Genomic DNA, 22,265 nt, shown 5'->3' with positions numbered 1-22,265 from the left:
GCTGCGCTGTTCCGTAGTGCGTGCGATCAGTCGCGCAGCAGCTCGTTGATGGCCGTCTTCGCGCGCGTCTGCGCATCCACGCGCTTCACGATCACGGCGCAGTACAGCGATGGGCCCGGCGAACCGTCCGGCAGCGGCTTGCCCGGCAGCGATCCCGGCACCACCACCGAGTAGGACGGCACGCGGCCGATGAAGACCTCGCCTGTCGCGCGGTCGATGATCTTGGTCGAGGCGCCGAGGAAGACGCCCATCGACAGCACCGCGCCCTTCTCGACGATCACGCCCTCCGCGACTTCGGATCGCGCGCCGACGAAGCAGTCATCCTCGATGATCACCGGATTGGCCTGCAGCGGCTCCAGCACGCCGCCGATGCCGACGCCGCCCGACAGATGCACGTTCTTGCCGATCTGCGCGCAGGACCCGACCGTCGCCCAGGTATCCACCATCGTGCCTTCGTCGACATAGGCGCCGAGATTCACGAAGGACGGCATCAGCACGACGTTCTTCGCGATATAGGCCGACCGCCGCACCACGGCACCCGGCACGGCCCGGAAGCCTGCTTCGCGGAAGCGGTTCTCACCCCAGTCGGCGAACTTCAGCGGCACCTTGTCGTAGGCGCCGGCAGCCGTGTCCATCGGCGCGGAATCGACCAGGCGGAAGGACAGCAGCACGGACTGCTTCAGCCACTGGTTGACCTGCCAATTGCCCTTCCCGTCCGACTGCGCCACGCGGGCCTTGCCGGAATCCAGCATCTCGAGCGCGTCCTCGATCGCCTGGCGGTCGGCGCCGCCGGTGCCGGGGTTCACCCGGTCGCGGTTCTGCCAGAGCGTTTCGATGCGCGACTGCAGGGCGGAATGGTCCATGGACGTCCTCGGGCGATCATGAAAGGCATGGGTGCTTGGGGCCGCCGCAGCGGACTGTCAACGTACCGCCGCGCCCCGCATCGGGCGCCAGCCAGTCCTGGCGCAGGGCGCGCCGGATCGCCGCCGGCCCCGGAGGGGCACGAGCAAGTCGCTAACCGCCCGTTCATCGCCGTGGCGCTTCCATGGCGGCGATGACAATGGCCCTGCTGCACAAGGAGCGTAGCGCTACGATCCCACCCGCGGCGGCCGCGGCGACGGCGCTGCACGGCGCCCTGCTGGAATCGCGCCAGCGCTGGCAGGACCTCGCCGGCCTCGCCGCCGATTTCGTCTTCGAGACGGACAGCGAGGGCCGCTTCAGCTTCCTCTGGCCCGGCACCGTGCTCGGCCATCCGGCCGCGGGCCTGCTCGGGCGGCGGGCGGACTCGCTGTTGCTCGGCACCGTCGGCGATCCCTTCGCGCTGCGGCAGGCGGTCCGCAACCATCGGGCCTGGGTCGCCGGCGCCGGGGGGCGGCCGCGGTGCCTCTCGCTCTCCCTGGCCCCACTCGGCGATGCGCGCGGCCAGTTCGCCGGCCTGCGCGGGGTCGCCCAGGACGTGACCGACCAGGAAGCCGCCGCAACCGCCGCGGCCGCCGGGCTGCGCCGCGCAGCGCTGCTGGATGCGCTGGGCGAAACGGTGCGCCATGCCGGCACGGCGACGGAGGCCCTGACCCACGGCCTGGTCGAGTTGCGCGACGCCCTGGGCTGCGCCGGCACCACCATGGTCGTGCCGGCCGCGGCCGGCGCGGAGATCATCAACCCGACCGCCCCGGTGCCGACGGAACTCCCGTCCGTCGCCGCCCGGTCGCTGGCTTCGGCCGAGGATTGGGTGGGGCAATTGCCCGGGCACCTGCCGGTTGCGCTGTTCCACCATCACGGCCGCCCGCCCACCGTCTCGGCGTTGGCCGCCTGGCGCGCGCCGGGCGGTCGCGACTGGGATGCCGAGGATCTCGCCGTGCTGCGCGCCATGGCGGCGACGCTCGGCGGCGTGCTGGGATTCGGCCGGGTGCAGGCCGAACTCGAACGCCAGGCCGGGACCGACCCGCTGACCGGCCTTGCCAACCGCCGGGCGTTCCTCGCCGGCCTCGCCGCCTCGATCGGCGATGGGGCCCCAGGCGGCGCGCTGCTGTTCATCGACCTCGACAATCTGAAGCCGCTCAATGACCGGCTCGGCCATGACGCGGGCGACGCCGCCCTGCGCACCGCCGCACTGCTGCTGCGTGACGCGGCGGGATGCCGCGGCGCCGCCGCGCGCCTCGGCGGGGATGAGTTCACGCTCTGGCTGCCGGGCGCGGCGCCGGTGGAAGCCATCGCCTGCGCGGAATCGCTGATCGCCGCCGCCACCGCCCTGCCCGCCGGCAGCGCGGCGCCGCGCTTCAGCATCGGCCTCGCCTGCCGCGAAGGTGGGGCCGCGGAGACCGCCGGCGGGCTCCTCGCCCGCGCCGACGCCGCTCTCTACGACGCGAAGCGTGAGCACCGCGGCGGCTGGCGTCTGGCCCCGCCCGCCGCATGATGGACATCGCGGCCATCGCCCGACTGTTGGCGGACGGCCCTCCGGCCGCCCGCGCCAGCCTCGCCACCGATCCCGCGACGCCGCCCGAGGCGCTGTACTACCTGATGGGCGACCGCGCCGCCTCCGTCCGCGCCACCGTCGCGGCGAACCCGGCAAGCCCCTACCAGACCTTCGTCACCCTCGCGGCGGATGAGGACGAGGCCGTGCGCCAGGCGCTGGCAAACCGCCTCGTCGCCCTGGCGCCCGGATTGCCGGGCCGCCAGCAGGACCGCATCGCCCATGCGGCGTGGGAGGCAATGACCCGGCTTGCCGAGGATGCCGCGGAGCAGATCCGCGCCACCATCGCGGAGGCTTTGAAGGACCTGCCTGACGCGCCGCGCGCACTGGTGCTGCGGCTTGCCCGCGACACCAGCCTGCGCGTCGCCGACCCGCTGATCCGGCTGTGCCCGCTGCTGACCGAGGGTGATCTCCTCACCCTCATCGCCGCGCCGCCCGTGGCGGAGACCCTGGCGGCCATCGCGCGGCGCCCGGCGATCAGCGAGACGGTGGCCGAGGCGCTGGTGGGCAGCGGCGATGCCGCGGCCATCGGCGACCTGCTGGGCAACCGCAGCGCCGCAATCCGCGAGAGCACCCTCGACGCCCTGGTGGTGCAGGCCGCCGAGCAGACATCATGGCAGGCACCGCTGGTGCGCCGGCCGGACCTGACCGCCCGCGCCGCTCTCGCGCTGGCGCAGTTCGTCGCCGAGGAGTTGCTTGCCCCGCTAATGGAACGTGCCGATCTGCCGGCGGAGGTCGTGTCGCAGCTCCGCGCCGCCGTCGCCACCCGCCTCGCCGGCACGCAACATCCGCATGAAACGGCGGAGGACGCTGCGACACGCGTCGCCATCCTCCAAAGCGGCGGGGCGCTCGACGATGCGGCGGTCCTGCAGGCCGCGCGCCGCGGCGAGACGGCCTTCGTCGTCACCGCGCTGGCCGGCCTCGCCGACATGCCGCGAAGCGTCATCGATCACGCCGTCGCGACACGATGCGGCAAATCCCTCGCCGGGCTCTGCCGCAAGGCCGGGCTCAGCGACGACACCGCCGAGGCCACGGTCGCCCTGCTGGCGCCCTCGCCGCCGGCCCTGACCAGCCCGGCAGCGGTCGGAGACAGCGAGTTGCGGTGGCGGATCAACGCCATCGACCGCGCCGCACGGCGGTAAGATGGATAACGGCGCGGGGCGATCGACTCGAAGCGCCGGGCAACCCGGGATCACGCGCCGGGCGAGCTTCCTGAAGGCGTCCGGAGAGGAGCAACGCCTTCTCCGGCCCACTGCTCAGGGCCGGATCAGCGTCCCCGGCCCCGCATCCGTGAACAGCTCGGACAGGATCGCATGCGGCACGCGGCCGTCCAGGATCACCGCCGCCTTCACGCCGCGCTCGATCGCGTAGATGCAGGTCTCGACCTTCGGGATCATCCCGCCGGCGATCCAGCCCGCATCGATGCCGGCCTTGACCTCGGCGACCGTCATCTCGGGGATCAGCCGCTTCGCCGGGTCCAGCACGCCGGCCACATCGGTCAGCATCAGCAGGCGCTCGGCATTCAGCGCGCCGGCGATCGCGCCGGCCGCCGTATCGGCGTTGATGTTGTAGGTCTGGCCGTCAGCGCTGGCGCCGACCGGGGCGACCACGGGCACGATGTCGGCGCTGATCATCAGGCGCAGCACCTTCGGGTCGACGCTCTCGGGCTCACCGACGAAGCCGAGGTCGAGCACCTTCTCGATGTTGCTTTCGGGGTCGCGGTAGGTGCGCTGCAGCTTCCGCGCGCGGATCAGCCCGCCATCCTTGCCGGAGATGCCGACGGCGACGACGCCCGCGCGGGTGATCGCCTCCGCCACCTGCTTGTTGACCGGGCCGGCGAGGACCATCTCGACGACGTCGAGCATCTCCTCATCCGTCACGCGCAGGCCCTGGACGAAGTTGGACTTCACGTTCAGGCGCTTGAGCATGTTGTTGATCTGCGGCCCGCCGCCATGCACGACGACCGGATTGACGCCCACCTGCTCCAGCAGCGCGATGTCTCGGCCGAAGCGCAGCGCCGTCTCTTCCTCGCCCATCGCGTGGCCGCCGTACTTCACGACGACGGTGGCGTCGTCGTAGCGCTTCAGGAAGGGCAGCGCGCCAGCCAGGATATGCATGGCGTCGAGCGTTTCGGCAGGCTCAGTCATCGGCGTTCCTCGCCCCGTCCGAGGGGTGCCGGTATCTGACTTCCCGTCGCCGGGCGGTCAAGTCGTGCCTGCCGCTGCCTGCAACCTAGGCGCGCGGCGCGCCGGCGGGCTAGCCTTCCCCCGCATATCCGGATGAGGTCAGCATGGTGCGCGCCGTCGCCCTGGCCGCCTTGGCCACGCTCGCTGCCTGCGGCCCTCGCACGGCGGCTGGCCGCGCCGAGGCAGGACCACAATTCTGGCGACCGAGCGTGACCAAGGAATCCTGGCTGATCGGTGGCTACATGGACACGCGGCGCGTGCCCGCCGGCCTGACTACGCAGCCCCAACATGAAGTGTTCATTACGGTGAATGGGCGGGTGGCGATGCAGGGCGGCATGCCGCGCGAGCATGCGGTCGAACTGTCCGGTGCCGCCGAAGGATCGCGCCTCTCGGCCCTGTGCACCCCGCGCATGGTCGCGCGCGCGACGTTGCAGGTGAACTGCCTGGTGCTGGTCGGCAACGAACGCGCGGCAACCCTGACCTTCACCGCAGGTCCCGCCCAGCCGGGCTGACACCGTTCCTTGCCGCTCCCCGGCCGCGCCCGCATAGTCCGGCGAACCGCCGAACGCCGGCACGGCCTTACGGAGACCGAACGTCCCATGGCCCGCACCCCTTACCGCCGGAACCGCACCGCATGACGCAGCGCCGGATGCATCTGGTCGCCTATCTCAAAACCGGTCCCACCGCGAACCACCCGGGCGCCTGGCGCCACCCCGAGGCGCCGCTCGACGACATCCTCTCCCCCACGCGTTACGAGCATATCGCCCGCGTGCTGGAGGAGGCGCGCTTCGATGCCTGCTTCTACGCCGACACCTTCGGCCTGCCCGACATCCATGGCGGCAACTTCGATGCCTATCTCAGGCTCGGCGGGCAGATCTCCTACCTGGACCCGCTCGTGGTGCTGCCGATCATGGCGCGCGTCACGCGGCATCTCGGCCTTGGCGCCACGCTGTCCACCACCTTTCTTCATCCCTACTGGATCGCGCGGACCCTCGCTTCGCTGGACCTGCTGACGGGCGGGCGGATGGCGTGGAACATCGTGACCTCCGCGACCAACCTCGAAGCGAAGAACTTCGGCCTCGACGGCATCCCCTCGAAGGACGAGCGATACGACCGGGCCGATGAGGTCCTCGCGGCCTGCACCGCGCTCTGGGAGTCCTGGGACGAAGGCGCCCTCGTGCTCGACAAGGAGGGCGGCGTCTTCATCGATCCGTCCAAGGTCCGGTACACGAATTTCGAGGGACGCTGGGTGAAGACGCGCGGGCCGCTCGCCATGCCGCGTTCGCCGCAGGTGCGGCCCGTCTTCATGCAGGCGGGCTCCTCCGATCGTGGGCGCGACTTCGCGGCGCGCTGGGCCGAACTGATCTTCTGCACGCCGCACAGCAAGGCCGACACGCTCGCCTTCACCACCGACGTGAAGGCCCGCATGGCAAAGTACGGCCGGGCACCGGAGGATTGCAGGATCCTGCCGAGCTTCATGACGGTGCTGGGGGAAACCGAAAGCATCGCGCAGGAGAAGTACGAATACCTGCAATCCCTGATCGACCCCGAGGCGCAGCAGATGCTGAACTCCTCGCTGATGGGCGCCGACCTGTCGAAGCACCGCGATCCGCAGAGCTTCGCCGAAGCGACCGGCAACCAGGGCATCAGCGGGTCGATCGACCGCGTGATGCAGGTGATGCAGCAGGAAGGCATCAGCTTCGCCGACGCGACGAAGCGCCCGCGCGGCCTGCTGGTCGGCACCCCGACGATGGTTGCCGACCAGCTGGAGGACTACTTCACATCCGGCGCCTGCGACGGCTTCATCATCACGCCGACGGTGCATCCCCGGATGTTCGAGGAATTCTGCCGGCTGGTCGTGCCGGAACTCCAGCGGCGCGGCCTCTTCCGGACGGAGTATGAGGGGAAGACGCTGCGGGAGAACCTGGCGCGGCCGTAGCCGCGCCAGGGCAGATCCCGATCAGGTGGAATCCCCTGATCGGGTAAAAGCAAGGGAATGGAGCATTCGCCGTGAGCCAGGGCGAACGGAGAATGCTCTAGGCCGCGCGGATTTCGGCGAGGAAGCTTCCCACCCGCCCGCGCAGCCGCTCCGCCTGCCGTGAGAGCTCTGCCGAGGCGCCGCGCACTTCCCCCGCCGACTGGCCGGTGCGTTCGGCCCCATGCTTCACCCCGGCCGCGTTGCGGGACGCATCCTGCGTCCCCATCGCCGCCTCGGCGACCGCGCGGCCGATCTCCTGCGTCGCCGCCGCCTGCTCCTCACTCGCCGCCGCAACCTGGCTGGTATTCGCGTTCAGCTCCTCGATGGTCTTCGCGATGCCGGCGATGGCGTCCACGGTGCGCGTCGTCTCGGCCTGGATCGCCGAGATCTGCTGCCCGATCTCCTCCGTCGCCCGCGCCGTCTGCGCCGCAAGCTGCTTCACCTCGCTCGCCACCACCGCGAAGCCCTTGCCGGCCTCGCCGGCCCGCGCCGCCTCGATCGTCGCGTTCAGCGCAAGCAGATTGGTCTGGCCGGCGATATCGCTGATCAGCCGCACCACATCGCCGATCCGATTGGCGGCATCGGCCAGCCCGCGCACCGTTCCGTCGGTTTCGCGCGCCGCATCGGCGGCACGGCCGGTGATGCCGGCGGTGCCGCGCACCTGGCGGGCGACCTCGGCGATCGACGCCGCCAACTCCTCGGCGGATGCCGCAACGGTCTGGATGTTGGCACTCGCCTGCTCGGTCGCGGCGGCGACCGCGGTCGCCTGGCTGGTGCCGTCATCGGCAGTGTCGGCCATCGACTTCGCCGTGGCGTCGAGCTGCGTCGCCGCGGCGGCGACCGTGCGCAGCGCGTCACTCGCCTCCTCGTCGAAGGCCGAGACGAGTGTGTCGATCCGCCGCCCGCGCTCGGCAGCTTCCTGTTCCGCCGCCCGCTGCCGCGCAGCAATCTCGTCCGCCGCCTTCAAACCGTCGCGACAGGTATCGACAGCGCGCGCCAGTTCACCGATCTCATCCTGGTCATGAGTCTCAGTCAGGGTGAAGCCGTAGTCACGCTGCGCAAGCCGCCCCATCGCCGCCGCCAGATGCGCCACGCGGCTCGCCATGCTGCGTCCGATCAACAGCGCGATGCCAATGGCGATCACCACCGCGGCGGTCATCAACGCGATCAGGCCCCAGTTCAACCGACCCGACAGCCGTTCGGACGCCTCGGCCTCCAGACCGGCCTGCTCGGCGTTGAACCGGCTCAGCGCCTCGACAGCCGCGACGAACCCCTCATAGCGCTGGCGCGAGCCCATGAAGACGCGCAGGGCCGCCGCGTTGTCATTCGCCGCGAGCAGCGCGATCAGCTCGCGATGCACCGGCATGTATGCGGCGTCCTGCGCCCGGACCTCGTCGGCCAGCCGCCGTTCTTCCCCGGCACTGACCAACGGCTCATAGGCCGCCCAGGACCGCTGCATCGTCTGCAGCAGCGGTGCGACGCGCGGCATCCGCGCCGCACGGTCCGCGGGGTCGTCGAACAGCTGCAATGTCGTTTCGGTCTGACGCAGCTGGGTCAGCGCGATGGAATAGGCGCCGAGATACCGGATGGACGGCACCCGGTTCTGCGCCAGCGCATCGACCGAACCGCGCAGGCTGGACGTTGCGAACAGGCTTCCTGCGCCGAGCGCGCACAGCAGCAGGATGACCACGCCGAACCCCCCGAGGAGCTTGGCGCGGATGGACAAACTGGAGAGCATGCGGCGACCTTCCTGGTTGGCAGTTCGCCCCATCCTCACGGAAATTCCTTTCCGGACCCTGATCGGCGCAGGGCTGGGTCGCCCGCCGGGCTCTTTCCCCCCGGCGCCCACTTCGCCACCATGCGCGACCCGCGGGGCACGGCCCCGTCCGAACGGCCATCAAGACCGAGGCGCAGAAACCATGGACCACTCAGACTGCATCGCGCCCATCCGCCGGCCCCGCTCCCACGCCGCCCGGCCGCGCCCCGGAGCCCCCACGTGAGCGACGAGACGACCCCTGCGGCCCCGGCGGTCGCCAAGCCCCCCCAGAAGCGGCGCGTCAGCCTCGCCCTGCAGGGCGGCGGCACCCACGGCGCCTTCACCTGGGGCGTGCTGGAACGGCTGCTCGAGGACGAGCGGCTGGAGGTGGACGGCCTGTCCGGCACCTCCGCCGGCGCCATCAACGGCGCCATGCTCGTGCAGGGCCTGCTGGAAGGCGGCCCCGAAGCCGCCATCGCCGCGCTCGACCGCTTCTGGCGCTCGATCGCGCAGCGCCTGTCCATGTCCCCCGTGCAGGCGACGCCATTCGAGAAGCTGGTCTGGGGCCACGACCTAACCTGGTCCTTCGCCTACCGCACCTTCGACACGCTCTCCCGGGTGCTGTCCCCCTACCAGCTCAACCCGTTCCCGATCGACTTCAACCCGCTGCGCGATGCGCTGACGGACAGCATCGACTTCGAACGGCTGCGGATGGAAGCCAAGGCGCCGCGCCTGTTCGTCTCGGCAACCTCCGTCCGCACCGGCAAGCCCCGCGTCTTCACCCGGCGCGAGGTAACGGTCGAAGCGCTGCTCGCCTCCGCCTGCCTGCCGCAGGTGTTCAAGGCCGTCGAGATCGACGGCGAGCCCTTCTGGGACGGCGGCTACCTCGGCAACCCCGCGCTGTGGCCGCTCTACGACCAGGGTGGGCCGCCGGACATCGTCCTTATCCAGCTCAACCCACAGTTCCGCGAGGAACACCCGACCTCCGTCTCGGACATCGTCAACCGGCTGAACGAGATCACCTTCAACGGATCGCTGATGGCGGAGATGCGCGCCATCGACTTCGTGCAGCGGCTGCTCGACACAGGAAGGCTGGAACAGCCGCGCTACCGCCGGCTTTTCGTGCACCTGATCGAGGATGAGGACCGGCTGCGCGGCTTCAAGCTGTCCACGAAGTTCAACGGCGACTGGGAATTCCTGTGCATGCTGCGCCAATACGGGCGCGAGGCGGCAGAAGCCTGGATCGCGGAACACTTCGACAAGCTGGGACGGGAGAGTTCCGTCGATATCCGGGCGAGATTCCTGTGAGGGCGTGACGGAGAGGGGCTCTGCCCCTCTCCGGACCTCACCCCGCCAAAGGCCGAAGGGCCTTTGGAAACCTCGACTTGGTGTTGGGGAAGGAAGCTGGGGCAGCGCCTGATCAGGTGGATCACCAAGTCCGGTGAATATGCTTGCGGAGACAGCGGCTTACGTTGGCTTGAGCCGAGGCGAACGGAAGCACATCTGGCCGCCCGATGCCTGCGTTGCACGGGGCCGAGCAGCAGTCGGGTCTCGTGCGAAGGACGTGCCCCGCCGCCGCTTCTGCGGGCAAGGCAAAACACCAACCGGAGATTTCCAAAGACCCTTCGGCCTATGCGGGTGCTCAGTCACGCACCTCCGCAACGTGATTGGGCAGCTTTGGTGGAGGCGTCGCGAGGCGGCGACGCGCTCTCCGGTCCGTGCGCGAGGCGCAGCAACCCCCATCACCTTGACGCCTCCCCGCCCCCGCCCCTCCAATCCCGGCCCTTGAACGATGGAGACCGTCGCCATGAGCGCATCCTCCTGGGACGCCAGCCAGTATCTGCGCTTCGAGGATGAGCGCCTCCGCCCCGCCCTCGACCTGATCGGCCGCATCCATCATTCCGCACCGAAGCGCGTCATCGATCTCGGCTGCGGTGCGGGCAACGCCCTGCCGGCGCTCGCCACGCGCTTCCCCGGTGCGACCGTCACGGGCGTCGACGGCTCCGCCGCCATGCTCGCAAAGGCAGGCGCGACCGGCTTCGCGACCGAGCAGGCGGACATCGCCACCTGGTCCCCCACCCAGCCTGTCGACGTGCTGTTCAGCAACGCCGCCCTGCAATGGCTCGGCGATCACGAGACGCTGTTTCCCCGCCTGCTCACGCACATCGCGCCCGGTGGGGTGCTGGCGGTGCAGATGCCCTCCATGCACGCGGCGCCGCTGCGCTCGACGCAGGACCGCATCGCCCGCGAAGGACCCTGGGCGGCGACGCTCGCCCGCGTGACCAGCGCACCGCCGATCCTGGCACCCGGCGACTACTATGACCTGCTGCGGCCGAGCGTCGCCGCGCTCGACCTCTGGATCACCGAATACGTCCATGTGCTGCGCGGCGAGGACCCCGTCGTGCAATGGGCCATGGGCACCTCGCTGCGGCCCTATCTGGATGTGCTGCAGGGCGCGGAACGCGACGGCTTCCTCGAAGCCTATCGCGCAGCCATGCGCGCGGCCTATCCGCCGCAGGCGGATGGCGTCGTGCTGCTGCCCTTCCGCCGCCTGTTCATGCTGGCGAGGCTGCCATGAGCGACGCCGCCGCCCTGCGTCAGATGATCGAGGCGGCGAGCCGCATCGCCGTCTTCACCGGCGCGGGCATCAGCACGGAATCCGGCATCCCGGATTTCCGCGGCACCAACGGCGTCTGGACCAAGATGCAGCCGATCATGTTCCAGGATTTCGTGACCTCGGCCGAGGCACGGCGCGAGACCTGGCGCCGCCGCTTCGCCGGCGACGACACGATGCGCGCCGCCCAGCCCAATCGCGGCCATCGCGCCGTCGCGCTGCTGGTGCGGCAGGGCAAGACACAGGCCGTCATCACGCAGAACATCGACGGGCTGCATCAGGCGTCGGGCATCCCCGAGGCACAGGTGATCGAGCTGCACGGCAATTCGACCTACGCGCATTGCCTCGACTGTGCGCGGCGCTATGAGATCGGCGCCCTGCGCGTGGCGTTCGAGCGCGACGGCGACGTGCCGGCCTGCACCGCCTGCGGGGGCCTCGTGAAGACGGCGACCATCAGCTTCGGCCAGGCCATGCCGGCGGAACCGATGCGCCGGGCGCAGGAGGAGACGATGGCGGCGGAACTGTTCATCGTCCTCGGTTCGTCGCTGGTGGTGTATCCGGCCGCGGGCTTTCCGGAGATCGCGAAACGCCACGGTGCGCGGCTGGTCATCGTGAACAAGCAGGAGACGCCGCTGGACGACATGGCCGACCTCGTCATCCGCGATGGCATTGGCGATGTGATGGCGACGGCCGTCGGCCTGAACTGAGTCTTTCGATTTCGCAGAAATCGCCCGAAGGTGCAGGAAACTCGAGTTTCCTGCCGGGGTGCTCGAGGGGCGGCGCCCCTCGATGCTGTCAGCCGCGCCCGACCACTCGCCGGAAGACCAGGAACAGCACCAGCGCGCCGACAAGCAGCCCCGCCGCGAACAGCACCGGCACGGTGGCGCCGCCGGTCTGGTCGGCGAGCCACCCGGCCAAGGGCGGAAAGCCAGTGCAGCCGCCGTAGAACCACACGAAATACACCCCGAGCCCCTGCGCCCGCCGCTCCGGCGGCACGGCGAGCGCCGGCAGCGCCGAGAACACCGTGATCGGCAGCGCATAGAGCAGGCCGTGCAGCGCGAGGATCACCGCCGCCCAGCCCAGCCCGGCATAGGGCAGCGCCGCCGCCAGCGCGGCAGAGGCCGTGATGCTGCCCACCACCATCGGCAGGATGATCGACGGCCGGCGCGCCAGCATCGCCCCGGCGGGCACGGCGACCAGGTTCACCCAGGACATCAGCGACGTCGCGAAGCCGGCCTCGGCGACGGACAGCCCGCGGGCCGTCAACAGCGGCGGCGCGAAGGTGACGAGCACCATGTAGGTGCCGTTCACCATGGCCCAGCAGCCGCCGGCGAGGCACATCAGCCGGATCTCCCGCCCCGTCAGGCGCCCCGATCCTGCTGGCGGCGGCGCGACGCTCGCCGAGGGCCTCGACGCCGCCGCGATGGCGAACAATGCCAGCGCCATCGCGGCCGCGCCGGCGAGGAACGGAAGCTGCCAGCCGACATCCACCGCGAGTCCCGGCAGCACGGCCTGCGCCGCGGCGATGCCGACCGGCCAGCCGAGCACGTAGACGGCCATCGCGGGGAACAGGTCCGCACCCTTGAAGCGGTCCTGCATCATCTTCGTCATCAGCACGATGACCATGACGGTGCCGCACCCCATCAGCAGGCGACCGATCGTCAGCAACACGGGCGCGTCGACCGTCGCGGCGGCGGAGACGAGCCCACCCGCGACCAGCAGCGTCATGCCGGCCAGCACCATGCGCCGATCGCTCAGCCGCGGCGCCGCAAGGCCGATCGGGATCGCGAGCAGCAGGCCGGGCAGCCAGAACAGCCCGACCAGCGTGCCGAACTGCGTCCAGTCCATCCCGAAGGCGGGCACCAGCACCGGCCCCGCGGCGCCCGGAGCCTGGAACAGCACGCCGAGGGCGGCGCGCAGCAGAAAGACGGCGGCGAGGAACCCGATCGCGCCGGTCATCGCAGCACCAGCAGCCGGGACAGCGCGCGCAGCCGCACACGCAGGATGGCGTGCTGCCGAAAGCGACGCGCGAGCACTGCGGTCCGCCGCACATCGCCAAGGATCAGCAGATGCTGCTCGCACCACGTCGGTCTGTCAGCCCGCCCGATGCCCTCGACCCAGCGCAGCCGCGACGCGGCCTGCCGCAGCCGCGTCAGCGCCCGGTCGTTCCAGCCGCGCGGCCGCGCGCGGCTCAGGGGGTTCCAGGCGCCTGCAAAGGCCCCTTCGCGAACGCCGGCCGCCATCAGCAGCGCATCCACGGATGCCGAGCGCCGGCCCAGCCGCGCCACGGCGCCCCCCGCCTCATACGCCGTGAGCCGCCACCCGCGGGCAAGCCGCGCCCCAACCGGCAGCGGCGCGGGGTGCAGGAAGCGGGCGTGGGGCGGCGGCATCACGGCAGGTGCAACAGCATGCCCTTCAGATACTGGCTTTCCGGCAGCATGGGATGCAGCGGATGGTCCGGCCCGGCGCCACCCATGTGCAGGATGCGCGCCTCGCGCCGCGCGCGATGCACGCCCCACGCGACCGCATCGGCGAACTCGCCCGGCCCGACATGATGGCTGCAGGATGCGATGAACAGGAACCCGCCGCGCTCCACCAGCGTCGCCGCCAGCCGCGCCAGCTTGCCATAGGCGCGCAGCGCCGCGGGTTGGTCCTTCCGCGTCTTCGCGAAGGCCGGCGGGTCGGTGACCACCACGCCGAAGCGCTGCCCCGCACCGACCATGCGCTCCAGCGCCTCCATCGCCTCGCCGCGCTGGGTCGTGACGCGGTCGGCGACGCCGTTCAGCACCGCGGCCTGCTGCGCCGTCGCCAGCGCATGCTCGCTGCGGTCGAGCAGCGTCACTTTCGCAGCGCCCGCGACGGCGCAGCCGATGCCGAACCCACCCGTATGGCAGAAGGCGTCAAGCACGCTCGCCCCCGCCGCGAGGCGCGACACGCGCGCCCGATGCTCCCGCTGGTCGAAGAACCACCCGGTCTTCTGCCCGCCGAGCAGGTCGACCGGAAAGCGCCGCCCATTCTCCTCGACCGCCGTGCCGGCAGCATCGCCGTGCAGCAGCTTCGTCTCCTCAGCCAACCCCTCCAGCCCGCGCACCGCGCTGTCGTTGCGCGCCACGATGCCGCGCGGCCCCAGCAGCCCCGTCAGCGCCTCGACGATCAGCGGCGTCGCCGCCTCCATCCCCGCCGTGTTCGCCTGCATCGCCAGCACGTCGCCGTAGCGGTCGATGACGAGCCCCGGCAGGCCATCCGCCTCGGCATGGACCAGGCGGTAATGCGGCGCGTCGAACAGCTTCTCGCGCAGCGCCAGCGCTTCGGCGAGCCGCGCCCGGAACCACCCGGCATCGCAGGCAGCTTCCGGATCGGCCGACAGCCGTCGCGCCGCGATCAGCGAATGCGGGTTGAAGTGGAAGGCGCCGTGCTTCACCCCGTCATCGCCTTCCAGCCGCACCACGCTGCCCGGCGGCAGCGCCTTCGCCGCGGGCGTCATCGCGATCTCGTTGGAAAAGGCCCAAGGGTGGCCGGCCTTGATCCGGCGATCGCGGCCGGGCTGGAGACGCAGGGTGATACGGTCGGTGGACATGCCGCCGACTAGAGCAGATCGCGTTCCGATGGAACCATGCGAAGGTGCGCCGATGCCCGCCGATCACCAGGCGGGGCGAGCGAAGGCGGGGCGCTGGCCCTGCCGGCCCGCGGCGGCAACCGACGTCCACAATCCAGCCCCTGCGCCCCGTGCCGGATTTCGGGCCGGCGCAAATCGCATTAAGAACCGGCCATGCAGATCTGCCGTGACCTCCCGTCCCTTCGCGCCGCCAGCGCCGCCCTGCACGCCGGCGGCAAGCGCCTCGCGCTGGTGCCCACCATGGGCGCGCTGCATGACGGTCATATCGCGCTTGTCACGGCTGGCCGCGCGGCGGCCGACGCCGTCGCCACCTCCATCTTCGTGAACCCGCTGCAGTTCAATCCGAACGAGGACCTCTCCCGCTACCCGCGGGACGAGGAAGGGGATCTGGACAAGCTCCGCCGCGCCGGCTGCGACCTGGTCTGGATGCCCCCGGTCGAGGCGATGTACCCGCCCGGCAGCGCCACCGTCATCGAGGTCGCCGGCCCGACCGCCGGCTGGGAGGGCGATGCCCGCCCCGGCCATTTCCGCGGCGTCGCCACCGTCTGCTGCAAGCTGTTCCTGCAAAGCCAGGCGGATGTCGCCGTCTTTGGGGAGAAGGACTGGCAGCAGCTCCAGGTCGTGACCCGCATGGCGGCCGACCTCGACATCCCGACCCGCATCCTCCCGGTCGAGACGGTGCGAGAGGTGGACGGCCTCGCCATGTCCTCCCGCAACCGCTTCCTTTCGTCACAGGACCGCGAGACGGCGCCCGTCCTGCTCCGCGTCATGACGCAGGCGGCGGCGGCGATCGCCACGGGCGGCACGGTGGAAGCGGCGCTCCAGGACGGCCTCGCCACGCTCCGTGGCCACGGCTTCGCGCCGGACTACCTGGCGCTGGTCGAGGCCGAGACGCTGAAGCCGCTGGCCGCCCGGCGCACCGCCGGGCCGATGCGCCTTATCGCCGCCGCGCGGCTCGGCACGGTGCGCCTGCTCGACAACATTGCCGTGGGGTAACGCCCCGCGATCTGTGCTATCGGCCCGCCGCCCCTTCAGGAGACGGCATGCCCCATGCAGCGTGACACCCAAGCAGCGCCCCCGGTCCGGCTCGGCCTCATCGCCCAGCTCATCTTCGGGTCGCGCTGGCTGCAATTCCCGCTCTATGTCGGGCTGATCGTCGCGCAGGCGGTCTATGTCTTCCTATTCCTCAAGGAACTGGTGCACCTCGTCACCCATGCGGGCGACTTCACCGAGCAGCAGATCATGCTCGTGGTGCTCGGCCTGATCGACGTGGTGATGATCTCGAACCTGCTGGTGATGGTCATCGTCGGCGGCTACGAGACCTTCGTCTCCCGCCTGCGGCTGCACGGGCATCCGGACCAGCCCGAATGGCTCAGCCATGTGAATGCCGGCGTGCTCAAGGTGAAGCTGGCGATGGCGATCATCGGCATCTCCTCGATCCACCTGCTGCGGACCTTCATCGAGGCGAGCCGGATCGGTCTGCCGAACGCCACGGTCACGTCGGAATCCGTGATGTGGCAGACGATCATCCACATGGCCTTCATCGTCTCGGCGATCGGCATCGCCTATGTCGACCGGATGACCCAGACCAGGCACTGATTGCCGATGGGGTCGGTGCTTGACGTTGTTGCTTGTCCGTTGGGCGCCACCGGCGCGGAGCTGGAGCCGGTGCGCGGAAAAGCCTGAGCGCGGCGAGCGCTCAGGCGTGTGTCGGGGCCGGGAAGCCTAACGCTGCGTCTCTCCTCCGCTACCCATACTCAGCAAGGCCGGCGCTGCGCTGGGAATTCGGGGAGGCTGCGAGAGGCGCCGCACGGTCCCTTCGGGGCCGCCCGTGAACACATTGTTCGGCAGGGCGCCGGCAAGGGCGGCCCGATCGCCCGCATCTATTGCGGATGCCGCCCCCATAAGGCCGCTGATGACCGACTGCGGTGACGCACTGCCGGGGATTCCCAATGCGGAACGGCCTTCATTCTTGGCCGTCTGAAGCTGCGTCAGCGCTTGCGCGGGCGCGGCTTGCCACCTCGGGTCCCTCGGCACGGCCTCCGCCAGGAACTCCATGTTGGCGATAGCGCGCGCTGCCTCGGCGGGCCGGTTGGCCTGGGGTCGTCGGAAGTAGCTGCCGGCACTCATCATTGCACTGCGAATGGGATCGGTGGTCGCACTCGATGCGACGGGAGGCGCTACCGCAGGCATCGGATCGGTTTCAGACGCACAGCCGGCGACTGAACAGGCGGCAAAGACAATGGCACGGCGTAGCATTGTGCTTCCTCCCTTTTTGTTCCGATTTCGATACACTCTACGGCCGTGAGGAACCCTCCGTCCAGTTTCTCGACTGCGGCCAATGCGCCCAGCCGCTGCTGAGCGCGGGATCTGGCCCTGTCGCGCTGAAACATTGGCGTTATCCCATGTGCAGGCGGAAGGTTTGCGTCGCACCGTGGCATGTCGCGAGCGCGCCCGGCGACCATCTCGCATTGCCGCCAGGATCAGCCGAACCCGCCCGGCTCACATCGTTGTCCGATCACGGCCCGCCGCCCCCGCCTGATCGGGGATCCCCTGCCGTACCACGCCCTTTCCCGACGGGCAGAAAAAGGAGGGGCGCCGGGAATTCTCTCCCCGCGCCCTGTTCACCCTCGGATCGCCAACCCCACCCCCGACAGCGTCAGCCCCATCGCCGTCGCCTCGCGCCAGCCGAACGGCTCGCCGAGGAACAGCGCAGCGCTCGCCACCCCAACCATCGGCGTGATCAGCGTGCCGAGCGATGCCAGCGACGCCGGCAGCCGCCGCAATGCCGCGAACCAGCTCAGGTAGCAAAGCCCCAGCGCGAAGACGCCGCCATAGGCCAGCAGCCCCCATTCCAGCGCCCCCAGCCGTCCCGTATCCGGCTCGTCGAAGGCCACCGACAGCAGCACCAGCGGCAGGATGCCCAGCCCCACCTGCCACACCGTCGCGCAGGTCGGCGGCAGGCCGAGCGGCCAGCGCTTCGTCACCACCGTGCCGAGCGAGAACAGGATCGCCGAGCCCAGCCCGAACGCCACGCCCGGCGCCTTTTCCAGCCCCACCGCCACGCCCCGGCCGAGCACCAGCAGCACCAGCCCCGACAGCGCCAACCCCAGCCCGAGGATGCGCGCCGGTCCCGGCTTCTCGCCCAGGACCGCCCAGGCCATCAGCACCGCCCAGACCGGCATGGTGTAGCAGACGATCGTCGCCTCCGCCGCCGAGAGCCACAACAGCGAGAAGGAAGCGAGCCCCATCCATGCCGTGACGTTGAGCAGCGAAACCAGGCCCAGCCGGGGCCAGAGCGCAACCGGCACCGCCAGGCTCTCCCGCCGCGCCAGCGCCACCGCCAGCAGCACCGCGAAGCCGAGCGTGCCGGAGACGGAGCGCGTCGCCAGCACCGGCCATTCGGCCAGCAGCAGCTTCATCGCCGGCCAGTTCAGACCCCAGCCCATGGTCGTCAGGACCAGCAACGCCAGCCCCGCACCGTCCGGCCGCGAGGGCGGCCCCGCCGTCATCAGCGCGGCCGAGCGGCGGTCAATGCATGAAGTCCGGCTCGTCGCGCGCCAGGATGCGCTTCACGCTTTCCAGGTGCAGCCTTGCGCTCTCGCGATCGCCCTCGCGCATCTGCTCATAGGTGCGCTGCGCCATCTCGGGCGACACGGGCTTGAGCTGCCGGCCGGTCGCCAGCGCCAGGCGCTGCACCTCGGCGGCGCGCTCCAGGTAATACAGGTCGTCCCAGGCCTCCGATACGGTCGGCCCGACCACCATGACGCCGTGGTTCTTCATGAAGACGATGTCGGCATCGCCGATGCTGGCCGCGATCCGGTCGCCCTCCGTCTCGTCCAGGGCGAGCCCGCCATACTCCTCGTCCACCACCGTGCGGCCGTAGAATTTCAGCGCGGTCTGCCCGGCCCAGACCAGCGGCGGCCCCTCCAGCATCGCGAGCGCCGTCGCATTCGGCATGTGCGTGTGGAACGCCGCCTTGGCGCGCGGCAGGTGCTTGTGGAGGCGGGCGTGGATGTAGAAGGCGGTCGCCTCCGGCACGCCGTCGCCGGCAACCACGTTGCCGTTGAAATCGCAGACCAGCAGGCGCGACGCCGTGATCTCGCTGAACGCCCAGCCATAGGGGTTCACGAGGAACAGGTCGTCCCGCCCCGGCACGACGAAGGAAAAGTGGTTGCAGATCCCCTCCTGCAGGCCAAGCCGCGCGGCCATCCGGAAACAGGCGGCGAGGTCCACCCGCGCCTGCCGCACCGCATCGGCGTCGAGCTCGGTGTTGCGCAGGATGGCGGGGGCGGCGGGCGCGCCCAGGGCATGGGCCATGGCGTAGTTCTTTCACGGCGTTGTCGCGACGAAGGTTCCTCCAGCCGCCGCCCGGGGGCAAGATGGAGCCATGGCAGCACCCCCCATCGCCGGCGTCCTGGAAACCGCGATCTACGTCGCCGACCTCGACCGGTCGCGCCGGTTCTACGAGGATGTCCTCGGCCTCGCCCCCGTCTTTTCCGATGCGCGGCTGGTCGCCTACGGGATCGGCCATGCGGTGCTGCTCGTCTTCCTGCGCGGCAGCACGACCGAGACCGTGCACATGCCGGGCGGCGTGATCCCCCCGCATGACGGCTCCGGGCGCATCCACTACGCGCTGTCGATCGCCGAGGCCGACCTGCCGCGCTGGGCGGCACGGCTCGCCGAGCACGGCGTGGCGGAGGAAGGGCGCACGCGCTGGCCGCGCGGCGGCACCAGCCTGTACTTCCGCGACCCGGACGGCAATCTCGGCGAGTTCGCGACGCCCGGCATCTGGCCGAACGAAGGCCGATAAGCCCTTCCGGAGGCCGTCGCCGAGCCTCCCTACCAGCGGCGCCCTTCCCCATCGACGAGATCCGGGCGGCACGCGCGGCCCTTGCCGCCTTCCTGGGTTGCGCCGCGGACTGAAGCGCCCCGCGCCCGCCAGCCCTGCGCGCCCCACCCCGATCGGCTGACCGGGATCGCCCCTCGTCACTGCCCACGCCCATGCCATGATGCGCGCCAAGAACCAGACCAAGGGAGACGAACGACCATGAACCGCAGGCACCTCCTTGCCGGCGCCGCTGCGCTGCCGCTCGCCGCTATCCACCCTTCGGCGGGCCACGCCCAGTCCGGCATCTCGGACGGCGTCGTGAAGATCGGCGTGCTCGACGACATGTCCGGCGTCTTCGCCGACCAGCAGGGCATGGGCGACGTCGTCTCCGCCCGCATGGCGGTCGAGGATTTCGGCGGCCGGGTGAACGGCATGCCCATCGAGCTCGTCTATGGCGACCTGCAGAACCGCCCCGATGTGGGCCTGTCGATCGCTCGGCGCTGGTACGACCAGGAACGCGTCGATGCCATCTTCGGCCTGGGCAATTCCGCCGTCGCCCTCGCCGTGCAGAACCTGTCGCGGGAGAAGCAGAAGATCGACGTGGTGGTTGCCGCCGGCACCACCGATCTCACCGGCAAGGATTGCTCGCCCTTCGGCGTGCACTGGACCTACGACAACTACGCCCTCGCCCGCGGCACCGTCGGTGCGGTGATGAACGGCGGCGGACGTAAATGGTACTTCATCACTTCCGACTATGCCTTCGGCCATTCGCTGGAAGCCAACGCCGCCGCCGTCATCCGCAGCCTGGGCGGCGAAGTGGCCGGCAATGCCCGCGCCCCGCTGGGGGAGACGGACTACTCATCCCACCTGGTTCGCGCCGCGCAATCCGGAGCGAATGTCGTCGGCATCGCAGCCGCCGGAACCGACTTCATCAACATCGTGAAGCAGATGGGCGAGTTCGGCCTGACCCGCCGTGGCATCCAGCCCGCCGCCCTGCTCTGCCTGCTGACGAATGTGAAGGCCATCGGCCTGGACACCGCGCAGGGCATGGTCTTCACCGAGGCCTACTACTGGGACCAGAACGACCGGACCCGCGCCTTCAGCGAGCGCTTCGCCCGCCTGCACGGCCGCCCGCCGACCATGTTCCAGGCGAGCATGTGGGGCGCCGTGACGCATTACCTGAAGGCGGTGCAGGCCGCGGGCACCGATGCCTCGGCGCCCGTCATGGCGAAGATGCGCGAGACGCCGATCAACGACTTCATGACGAACAACGGCACGATCCGCGCCGATGGCCGCGTCATCCGCGACATGTATCTGATGAAGGCAAAGCAGCCATCCCAGGCGCGCGGCGAGTGGGACCTGCTGGAAGTCGCCCAGACCATTCCCGGCAACGAGGCGTTCCGCCCACTGGCGGAAGGCGGCTGCCCGCTGGTGCGATGACGGGCCAGCCCGACCTCGCTGATACGTCCGCTGTTGCAGTTGGAGGGGCGTCGCCCCTCCAAGCCACCCCAGCAAAGGCCGAAGGGCCTTTGCAAACCTCCATTTGGCGCCGCGCAACACAGGCAGGAACGACGCCGGAACCCGCTCTTGCGCGCGAAGCATGTATGGAGGGTCCCGCGTGCCTGTTGCGCCGGGCGCCAACAGATTGCGGTCCAGGGGGTCCAACCCCCTGGCGGGGTGGTTCGGAGGGGCAGCGCCCCTCCGATGGCCGACACGACCCCTTCAGCCTCAGCCGGGCCGAGGGCCGGCCCCGCCGCCTGCCGCGCCCTGCCTTATTCCGGCGCCTCGGCCAGCTCCACCGGCACGATCTCCACCGGTGCGACCCCGCTCCGCATCATGTCGAGATGCTGGGCAATGCGTGGGCTGAGATCCACGATGCGCCCGCGGGTCCAGGGTCCGCGATCCTGCACCGTCCCCGTGGTGGTCAGCCCGTTTCGCAGGTTCGTCACCCGCACCACGGTCCCGAAAGGCAGGGTGCGGTGCGCGACGGTGTCGGACCCGGGGTCGAAGCGAGCGCCGCTCGCGGTGCGTCGCCCGGTGAAGTGCCGCGCATAGTAGGAGGCAGTGCCGACCTGCGGTTCGCCGATGGGCCGGCCGACCTCGGCAGTCGGGGCCAGCGCGGGCGCAACCGGGGCAGCCTCCTCGGCCGACTGGGCGCAGCCCATGGTCATCGCCGAAAGCCCGAACACCACGCAGCCCGCCATTGCACGCAGGGCGCCCCGCCGGATGCTGCCCGGCCGGGGTGCCGCGGCGGCGCGGGGGGGCGCGGCTCGGCGGTCACGGAAGGCGGGAAGATGGCTTCTGAACCCCATCGGGGAGCTCCTTGGTGGTCCTGGCTGCATGAGCCGTTGGGGGGGGAATGCGCCGCCGGGCGGCGCATGGGAGTCTCCAGCAGGCAGAATGTGACCGTCGGCATAGACAGCGCTGACGCTGCCCCTATGCCATGCAACAATTCCCCTCGTCTGGCAACAGTCTCGGCGCCGTGCAGCGACCCACCGACCGGACCAGCATCCGCACGGACTGGCCTCCACCCCGCATATTCGTCAAGTATTACCACTCGGCTGGTATTTTGACTTCGCGACATCAAAACTGAACTCATTCGTTAATATACTGTATTCGCCGGTCAGCGGGCGATCGTGCCAACCAGGCCCGACGGGGCACAGATGCCTCGCGGAAGGATTGGAGTAACCGGCGGGCGGCAGGCCGTTGCCGTACCTCCCGCGGCGCCATCCTGCGCGACGTCCATCCCCGCCTCCGCGCCTTGTTCGCACTCCGCCGCTCCGGTAACGGAGGAGAAGCGGCATCATCCGGACG

At 70.4% G+C, this 22,265-nt stretch carries 20 protein-coding genes; 11 read left to right on the top strand and 9 right to left on the bottom strand.

Features of this window, described 5'->3' with window-relative positions; all coding sequences use genetic code 11:
• Window positions 1-26: 26 nt before the first annotated feature.
• Window positions 27-863: a 2,3,4,5-tetrahydropyridine-2,6-dicarboxylate N-succinyltransferase gene (gene dapD / locus GXW78_RS15920; RefSeq protein ID WP_211869822.1), complete on the bottom strand. Its 837-nt coding sequence runs from the start codon at window positions 861-863 to the stop codon at window positions 27-29.
• Between the two features lie 182 nt (window positions 864-1,045).
• Between dapD and GXW78_RS15915 the strand changes: the two genes are divergently transcribed.
• A complete protein-coding gene (locus GXW78_RS15915; RefSeq protein ID WP_211869821.1) occupies window positions 1,046-2,413 on the top strand; it encodes a sensor domain-containing diguanylate cyclase in 1,368 nt (455 codons plus the stop codon).
• Window positions 2,410-3,612 (top strand): DUF2336 domain-containing protein, encoded by a 1,203-nt coding sequence (locus GXW78_RS15910; RefSeq protein WP_211869820.1) that lies wholly within the window; start codon window positions 2,410-2,412, stop codon window positions 3,610-3,612. The genes GXW78_RS15915 and GXW78_RS15910 overlap by 4 nt, the downstream gene beginning before the upstream one ends.
• A gap of 114 nt (window positions 3,613-3,726) precedes the next feature.
• Here GXW78_RS15910 and argB read toward each other — a convergent pair whose 3' ends face one another.
• The gene (argB, locus tag GXW78_RS15905; protein WP_211869819.1) at window positions 3,727-4,617 is read right to left on the bottom strand and encodes an acetylglutamate kinase; all 891 of its coding nucleotides are present in this window, start codon (window positions 4,615-4,617) and stop codon (window positions 3,727-3,729) included.
• Between the two features lie 143 nt (window positions 4,618-4,760).
• Between argB and GXW78_RS15900 the strand changes: the two genes are divergently transcribed.
• The gene (locus GXW78_RS15900; RefSeq protein WP_211869818.1) at window positions 4,761-5,168 is read left to right on the top strand and encodes a hypothetical protein; all 408 of its coding nucleotides are present in this window, start codon (window positions 4,761-4,763) and stop codon (window positions 5,166-5,168) included.
• A gap of 122 nt (window positions 5,169-5,290) precedes the next feature.
• Window positions 5,291-6,595: an LLM class flavin-dependent oxidoreductase gene (locus GXW78_RS15895; RefSeq protein WP_211869817.1), complete on the top strand. Its 1,305-nt coding sequence runs from the start codon at window positions 5,291-5,293 to the stop codon at window positions 6,593-6,595.
• A 97-nt stretch (window positions 6,596-6,692) separates the two neighbouring features.
• On the opposite strand, the gene GXW78_RS28330 is transcribed toward GXW78_RS15895, so the two are convergent.
• Window positions 6,693-8,372: a methyl-accepting chemotaxis protein gene (locus GXW78_RS28330; protein ID WP_211869816.1), complete on the bottom strand. Its 1,680-nt coding sequence runs from the start codon at window positions 8,370-8,372 to the stop codon at window positions 6,693-6,695.
• 258 nt (window positions 8,373-8,630) lie between these two features.
• Between GXW78_RS28330 and GXW78_RS15885 the strand changes: the two genes are divergently transcribed.
• The 3 genes from GXW78_RS15885 (at window position 8,631) to GXW78_RS15875 (ending at window position 11,711) form a co-directional block, all read left to right on the top strand.
• Window positions 8,631-9,698, top strand: a complete 1,068-nt coding sequence (locus GXW78_RS15885; protein WP_338147754.1) for a patatin-like phospholipase family protein — start codon at window positions 8,631-8,633, stop codon at window positions 9,696-9,698.
• 499 nt (window positions 9,699-10,197) lie between these two features.
• Window positions 10,198-10,968, top strand: coding sequence for a methyltransferase domain-containing protein (locus GXW78_RS15880; RefSeq protein ID WP_211869814.1), 771 nt, complete (start codon window positions 10,198-10,200; stop codon window positions 10,966-10,968).
• Complete coding sequence (locus tag GXW78_RS15875; RefSeq protein ID WP_211869813.1) at window positions 10,965-11,711, top strand: SIR2 family NAD-dependent protein deacylase; 747 nt, start codon at window positions 10,965-10,967, stop codon at window positions 11,709-11,711. The genes GXW78_RS15880 and GXW78_RS15875 overlap by 4 nt, the downstream gene beginning before the upstream one ends.
• Window positions 11,712-11,799: 88 nt before the next feature.
• Here the strand turns inward: GXW78_RS15875 and GXW78_RS15870 are convergent, their stop codons facing one another.
• The 3 genes from GXW78_RS15870 to GXW78_RS15860 are packed head-to-tail and all read right to left on the bottom strand — an operon-like array spanning window position 11,800 to window position 14,581.
• Window positions 11,800-12,963, bottom strand: a complete 1,164-nt coding sequence (locus GXW78_RS15870) for an MFS transporter (RefSeq protein WP_211869812.1) — start codon at window positions 12,961-12,963, stop codon at window positions 11,800-11,802.
• Entirely contained in the window at window positions 12,960-13,394 is a 435-nt protein-coding gene (locus GXW78_RS15865; RefSeq protein WP_246522279.1) for a DUF3293 domain-containing protein, read from the bottom strand. Before GXW78_RS15865 ends, GXW78_RS15870 begins: the two co-directional genes overlap by 4 nt.
• Window positions 13,394-14,581, bottom strand: a complete 1,188-nt coding sequence (locus GXW78_RS15860; RefSeq protein ID WP_211869810.1) for a class I SAM-dependent rRNA methyltransferase — start codon at window positions 14,579-14,581, stop codon at window positions 13,394-13,396. The genes GXW78_RS15865 and GXW78_RS15860 overlap by 1 nt, the downstream gene beginning before the upstream one ends.
• Window positions 14,582-14,773: 192 nt before the next feature.
• Here GXW78_RS15860 and panC point away from each other — a divergent pair, with 192 nt between their 5' ends.
• Window positions 14,774-15,616, top strand: coding sequence for a pantoate--beta-alanine ligase (gene panC, locus GXW78_RS15855; RefSeq protein WP_211869809.1), 843 nt, complete (start codon window positions 14,774-14,776; stop codon window positions 15,614-15,616).
• Window positions 15,617-15,670: 54 nt separating this feature from the next.
• Window positions 15,671-16,219, top strand: a complete 549-nt coding sequence (locus tag GXW78_RS15850; protein WP_211869808.1) for a TIGR00645 family protein — start codon at window positions 15,671-15,673, stop codon at window positions 16,217-16,219.
• 1,025 nt (window positions 16,220-17,244) lie between these two features.
• On the opposite strand, the gene GXW78_RS15845 is transcribed toward GXW78_RS15850, so the two are convergent.
• Window positions 17,245-18,132, bottom strand: coding sequence for a DMT family transporter (locus GXW78_RS15845; protein WP_211869807.1), 888 nt, complete (start codon window positions 18,130-18,132; stop codon window positions 17,245-17,247).
• 19 nt (window positions 18,133-18,151) lie between these two features.
• Window positions 18,152-18,940 carry an aldolase gene (locus tag GXW78_RS15840; protein WP_211869806.1) on the bottom strand — a complete coding sequence of 263 codons (789 nt, stop codon included), beginning with the start codon at window positions 18,938-18,940 and terminating at the stop codon, window positions 18,152-18,154.
• 70 nt (window positions 18,941-19,010) lie between these two features.
• On the opposite strand from GXW78_RS15840, the gene GXW78_RS15835 reads away from it, so the two are divergent.
• Both GXW78_RS15835 and GXW78_RS15830 read left to right on the top strand, forming a co-directional pair.
• Window positions 19,011-19,433, top strand: coding sequence for a VOC family protein (locus GXW78_RS15835; protein WP_211869805.1), 423 nt, complete (start codon window positions 19,011-19,013; stop codon window positions 19,431-19,433).
• Window positions 19,434-19,670: 237 nt separating this feature from the next.
• Entirely contained in the window at window positions 19,671-20,891 is a 1,221-nt protein-coding gene (locus tag GXW78_RS15830; RefSeq protein WP_211869804.1) for an ABC transporter substrate-binding protein, read from the top strand.
• A 332-nt stretch (window positions 20,892-21,223) separates the two neighbouring features.
• Here GXW78_RS15830 and GXW78_RS15825 read toward each other — a convergent pair whose 3' ends face one another.
• Window positions 21,224-21,763 carry a septal ring lytic transglycosylase RlpA family protein gene (locus GXW78_RS15825; protein WP_246522271.1) on the bottom strand — a complete coding sequence of 180 codons (540 nt, stop codon included), beginning with the start codon at window positions 21,761-21,763 and terminating at the stop codon, window positions 21,224-21,226.
• Window positions 21,764-22,265 lie beyond the last annotated feature (502 nt).

Origin of the sequence: Neoroseomonas terrae (genome assembly GCF_018129025.1) — a bacterium.
Taxonomy (GTDB): Bacteria; Pseudomonadota; Alphaproteobacteria; order Acetobacterales; family Acetobacteraceae; genus Neoroseomonas; species Neoroseomonas terrae.
This window is presented reverse-complemented; position numbering and strand designations above follow the sequence as displayed.

Bases quoted from the DNA above. Each gene is read 5' to 3' on its own strand.
- dapD (WP_211869822.1), bottom strand. From the start codon at position 863: ATGGACCATTCCGCCCTGCAGTCGCGCATCGAAACGCTCTGGCAGAAC.
- GXW78_RS15915 (WP_211869821.1), top strand. From the start codon at position 1,046: ATGGCGGCGATGACAATGGCCCTGCTGCACAAGGAGCGTAGCGCTACG.
- GXW78_RS15910 (WP_211869820.1), top strand. From the start codon at position 2,410: ATGATGGACATCGCGGCCATCGCCCGACTGTTGGCGGACGGCCCTCCG.
- argB (WP_211869819.1), bottom strand. From the start codon at position 4,617: ATGACTGAGCCTGCCGAAACGCTCGACGCCATGCATATCCTGGCTGGC.
- GXW78_RS15900 (WP_211869818.1), top strand. From the start codon at position 4,761: ATGGTGCGCGCCGTCGCCCTGGCCGCCTTGGCCACGCTCGCTGCCTGC.
- GXW78_RS15895 (WP_211869817.1), top strand. From the start codon at position 5,291: ATGACGCAGCGCCGGATGCATCTGGTCGCCTATCTCAAAACCGGTCCC.
- GXW78_RS28330 (WP_211869816.1), bottom strand. From the start codon at position 8,372: ATGCTCTCCAGTTTGTCCATCCGCGCCAAGCTCCTCGGGGGGTTCGGC.
- GXW78_RS15880 (WP_211869814.1), top strand. From the start codon at position 10,198: ATGAGCGCATCCTCCTGGGACGCCAGCCAGTATCTGCGCTTCGAGGAT.
- GXW78_RS15875 (WP_211869813.1), top strand. From the start codon at position 10,965: ATGAGCGACGCCGCCGCCCTGCGTCAGATGATCGAGGCGGCGAGCCGC.
- GXW78_RS15870 (WP_211869812.1), bottom strand. From the start codon at position 12,963: ATGACCGGCGCGATCGGGTTCCTCGCCGCCGTCTTTCTGCTGCGCGCC.
- GXW78_RS15865 (WP_246522279.1), bottom strand. From the start codon at position 13,394: ATGCCGCCGCCCCACGCCCGCTTCCTGCACCCCGCGCCGCTGCCGGTT.
- GXW78_RS15860 (WP_211869810.1), bottom strand. From the start codon at position 14,581: ATGTCCACCGACCGTATCACCCTGCGTCTCCAGCCCGGCCGCGATCGC.
- panC (WP_211869809.1), top strand. From the start codon at position 14,774: ATGCAGATCTGCCGTGACCTCCCGTCCCTTCGCGCCGCCAGCGCCGCC.
- GXW78_RS15850 (WP_211869808.1), top strand. From the start codon at position 15,671: ATGCAGCGTGACACCCAAGCAGCGCCCCCGGTCCGGCTCGGCCTCATC.
- GXW78_RS15845 (WP_211869807.1), bottom strand. From the start codon at position 18,132: ATGACGGCGGGGCCGCCCTCGCGGCCGGACGGTGCGGGGCTGGCGTTG.
- GXW78_RS15840 (WP_211869806.1), bottom strand. From the start codon at position 18,940: ATGGCCCATGCCCTGGGCGCGCCCGCCGCCCCCGCCATCCTGCGCAAC.
- GXW78_RS15835 (WP_211869805.1), top strand. From the start codon at position 19,011: ATGGCAGCACCCCCCATCGCCGGCGTCCTGGAAACCGCGATCTACGTC.
- GXW78_RS15830 (WP_211869804.1), top strand. From the start codon at position 19,671: ATGAACCGCAGGCACCTCCTTGCCGGCGCCGCTGCGCTGCCGCTCGCC.
- GXW78_RS15825 (WP_246522271.1), bottom strand. From the start codon at position 21,763: ATGGGGTTCAGAAGCCATCTTCCCGCCTTCCGTGACCGCCGAGCCGCG.